The organism is Thiolapillus sp., assembly GCF_048562965.1.
Taxonomy (GTDB): Bacteria; Pseudomonadota; Gammaproteobacteria; order Chromatiales; family Chromatiaceae; genus Thiolapillus; species Thiolapillus brandeum_A.
In genome coordinates, this window is sequence record NZ_JBHNMF010000293.1 from 1 (window position 1) to 4262 (window position 4262).

The 4262-nt window shown below is 58.5% G+C and carries 2 protein-coding genes; both read right to left on the reverse strand.

Translation table 11 applies throughout. The features are described 5' to 3' along the window. Positions 1 to 18: 18 nt before the first annotated feature. The gene (locus tag ACOCD2_RS13420) at positions 19 to 3243 is read right to left on the reverse strand and encodes a PKD domain-containing protein (protein WP_293815027.1); all 3225 of its coding nucleotides are present in this window, start codon (positions 3241 to 3243) and stop codon (positions 19 to 21) included. A gap of 110 nt (positions 3244 to 3353) precedes the next feature. Beyond that, positions 3354 to 4262, reverse strand: a 909-nt coding sequence (locus tag ACOCD2_RS13425; RefSeq protein ID WP_419602372.1) for an ISL3 family transposase, incomplete at its 5' end; no start/stop codon positions are given.

Genomic DNA, 4262 nt, shown 5'->3' on the forward strand with positions numbered 1-4262 from the left:
GTGCCCCAGCCGTCCTGGTCACCAAGCACTACGCAACAACTTCGCAAGCTCGTTGCTGCTCCGTACTTGGCTCCCAATGACTGGACGCCGCGTTCGGAGGCCTACTTTGTTTTCCCTCTGGCGCAAGGCACGCCGGGAAAACAGTGCGGCCTCGCGGCTACTGGGGTCTACCAGCCTTCGCTTCGCTCTCCATGGCTGGCAGCGCCGGTACCCCTGGCCGGGGCGGTTATCGAGCAGATAACGGCTGCCCTGCCTGTCCAGGGCCATTGCCTGCAGGCGCTGAAAGGCCACGCCATCGGCAGTGGCGCTGGCCCACAGGGACAGCCCACTTTCAGGTGTCCACTGGTACAGTTTGCCACTTGCACGGCTGGCAATAAACACACGCCCGGCAAGATCAACGCTGATGGCAGAAGGATCACAAAACGCATCTTGCTGACAAGCATCCCCCGGTGCCGCATACAGTTGCTCTACAAAACCATCATGAATGAACAACAGACGATTACCGGCACTGTCAGTCGCCAGTAACCCCGCTTGCCAAAAGGCCAGATCACTCAGTTGCAAAGGACCGGACAACTGCCTCTCAAGATCGGTCTCTTGCTGTAGCTGACCGTCAGCATCAAAGAACCACAACCGGGTATCCGTAGCCATCACGCTACCGCCCTGCGCATCCGTCAACAAGGTACGTACAGCACCTGCTGATGGGTGTGTTTCCTGCAGGTCAGCCCAGGGCCTGAGCCTGACCTCATCACTACGGCGTGGCAACAGAACCGGGTGATCCCGGGTCTCGCCATCGCCCCGGTACAAAATACCGGTGTCCGGGTCAAAGGCATGATGTACATTCAGGCCCCAGCCGCCCAGGCCGGCCTCCCGATGGGTATAATTACCGATCAGTGCCTGCCATTGGCGAGTGACCTGAATCTGACCTTCGGTATTGCCAGAAAGGTCATGGGATACTGGCAAGGCACCAAACGACAGCTTTTTGCCCCGCGCTGCAGATAAGTAATGGCTGCGATAGCGTTGCCGCACTTCGATTTGCGCGGGACGCTTACCCTCGACCCGGCGTCCATAGGCATCACGGCCATCCCAGGTGAAATGCCCCACCAAACCCGGTTCGCCGTCAAATCGCTGATGAAAAACCTTTCCCGCCACGCGTACCACCCATTCGACCTGCGCCAGATCTTCACTGGCAGCATCCGAACTGAGCGCTATTTCCAGCGTCCGCCCCAAGGTATACCCGGCAGCTTGCCGGGCATTGTAATGCAACGCATAGGGCGTATCCGCCAACGGTACCCGCCGCGTTATGGGGGGCTGAGGATCATCGGGCGTTACGGGTTCCGGCAACGCAGCGGCAAAGCGCTGCTCCCCCCTCGTCGGCACACCTACCGCCAGCAGGCCGGTTTGCTGCACAGGCAGGCGAATAAAACGATCCCCCGGGGAAAAATGCGCTGACAACCAGCGACGCTCCCGGTCACGAATGCCCAATGCCTGGATTTGTGCTTCGGTCATGGCCGCGCCATCGGACGTCATTGACAGACTGACCGACCCCGCATCGGCAGCCAGACGTTCCAATACCACCCCACTGTCTCGCGTTTGCCACCGCTGTTCCCCTGGATGATACAGACCGGCGGCTACCCGCGTACCCGTGGCAAGGTCGTGCACATTGGGAAGGTATAGCGGTGCCGGTTGGCTGAAATCCAGTTCAACGGGTTGCTGTTCCGCTTCCATATCTAACCTCACCACCTGGGCATTCATCCAGTGGGGCGGCAGAGAAACCGGCAGTCGCCTGAAAGCAACCCGACTGAAATCAGTCAGGCGCGCCATCAGAGACACACCCGCAGCAACCGGACTACCGTCCGTGGCAGAAAACTGCTGCCCGGCATTCAGGAGTAACACCCCTTGGTCGACAGGCGTGTCAGTATCGGGAACCGGACGCAGATCATCACCGTTTCCGGTGGAAATGAAATGCACCGACTCAGGGTTGGCTGCCTGCAGGGTCAGGGTATCGAACAGCTGTTCCTCTCCCCAATCCAGTGTCGCGGTTCGCCAGGCATCCACAAAACCCTCGCGGGAAAAGCGGATCACATAGCGATCACCTCCTGCCAGCAACAATCGGTACGCGCCCTGTGCATCACTGAACACATGACCCCATTCCGGATGACCAACAACGCTCACTTTAACCCCGGGCAGGGGAAAATCACGACTGTCTGTAATGCCGCCCGCAACACCGCTGACCTGCTTCTCATTATCAGGGAAGGCCTTCATGCCGGTTTGTACCGAAGGACTGGATTCAATCAGGAACCGATATCGATCATAGTAATCAGGAAACGGTAACGGGGAAAATTCAGGAACCGGGGCCGTAACCGGCTGCGTTTCCGGTGGCAACGGCAGCACCGTGACAACAACAGGCTGGGGGGTGACTGCGCCACGACTGTCCACAACGCCAATACTGTAGCGATGACTGCCCTGCACCTGTGGCGTCCATTCGATCCTGCCTGTTTGTGGATCGATATTCATCCCATCGGGATGCTGCAACAAACGGTAACGGAGGGTGTCGCCATCCGGGTCGATCGCCTGGACATCATATTGATACGGCGCCAACACTTCAGAGACAACGGGCGGTAAGCTGGTAATCTGAGGGGGATGATTGCTCAACGCCTGTACATTCAGCGTCTGGGAAGCGCTGTCCTGAACCACACCATCCGATATCGCCAATGACACCCGATAAGATCCCGGTTTGTCAGGCACGAATCCGGCCAGGGCGCGGCGGGCGTCCCATATAACCGCCCGGCTGCCTTCCGGACGGCTTTGAAAGGTCCATTGATAACTGAGTACATCCCCATCCACATCCTCCGATGCGCCTCCATCCAATAGAATCGCCTTCCCTTCAATCAAGGGTGAAGCAGTCTGAATGCGCGCGTCTGGGGCACTGTTTTCAGTACGGATCACCACCGTATCTGTCTGTATCGGCACGATACCATCGGAAACCCGCAACCCGATTTCATAGCGGCCCGGCACATCAACGCTGAAATAAGGGGAAAATGTCGTGATGTCCTGCAGTACAGCCGCGCTACCGGTGGGTTTGCTGACAAATTCCCACACCACACGTAGCGCATCTCCGTCAGCATCGGCGGTAGCACTGCCATCCAGGCGAACCTGTTCCGTTACATGTACGATGCGATCTTCCCCGGCATCAACGGAGGGAGGCTGGTTGGCAGACACCAATGAGGGAGACAGCAGAAGCAACAGGCACAGTGCCGTTAGCACTGAAGAAAAACAGTTAAGCCGGAAAATCCTTCTGGCTAATATTCCAACCTCATTATGACAGGGCATCTCTATCCAGGCTCTTCGACGTTTCATGTGGATTTGAGGATAGAGGCTGCTGGGCTTGCGATCATGTAGGTCATGGTGATGAAGGTCCCGGTGTTGCGGTAGCCTCTGGCTCTCGCCCTGGCTGCCTGGAACAGGCTGTTCAAACCCTCCATGCGGGCATGGGTGTAGGTTGATGTCCATCGGCGCACCACGCGCTCAGCATGCTTTTCCAGCGTCACCAATGCCTTGCGAACAGGCTCCAGAAACGGGCTTTCACCGATCAGTTCATGGGTATAGCTGATGAACCGGGTAATACGCCATTTGGCCGCCTGGGGCGTCTTCGCCAGGCGGATCCAGCGTAGCCGCTCCTTGATCCGCCATGCCGTGGCTGTATCCAATCCTTGTTCCAGCAATTCCGCCAAGGCCTTGAGCTGGTTCGGCGTCAGGTGATCCGCATCCCCTCGCTTGAGCACACCCCAGCGCAGGTGTTTCGGCAGCGGCTTGATCCGACTCTCCTGCTTCCTCACCTCGTCCAGCGCCTTGGTAAAGGTCTGCACGATATGGAACCGGTCCACTGTGACCTGGGGATTGGGCAGCTCCTCTGCAACACCACTGAGAAAGGCCGGGGACATGTCGAAGACCGCCTCCCGGATGTTGGCCGGATCGCCTTCGTGGGCATCCAGGAAGGCGGAAAACTGCTTCAGGGGCTGCTTGCCTTTACCCGGCGTGGCAAACACAACAGGCTCCTGGCGCTTTTCCGTGTCGATGAAGACCGTCGCATAGTTGCGCCCCCGCTTGCTGGCGGCCTCGTCCAGCCCAACAGGCTCGATGTCGGACAGATTGAACGGTGAGACCGCCTTGCCTACATAGTGCTCCACGATACGCCACAGCCGCTTGTCGGTGATCTCGATGATGCGGGCCGCCGCATTGACCGACATCTCCCGAACCAGGGC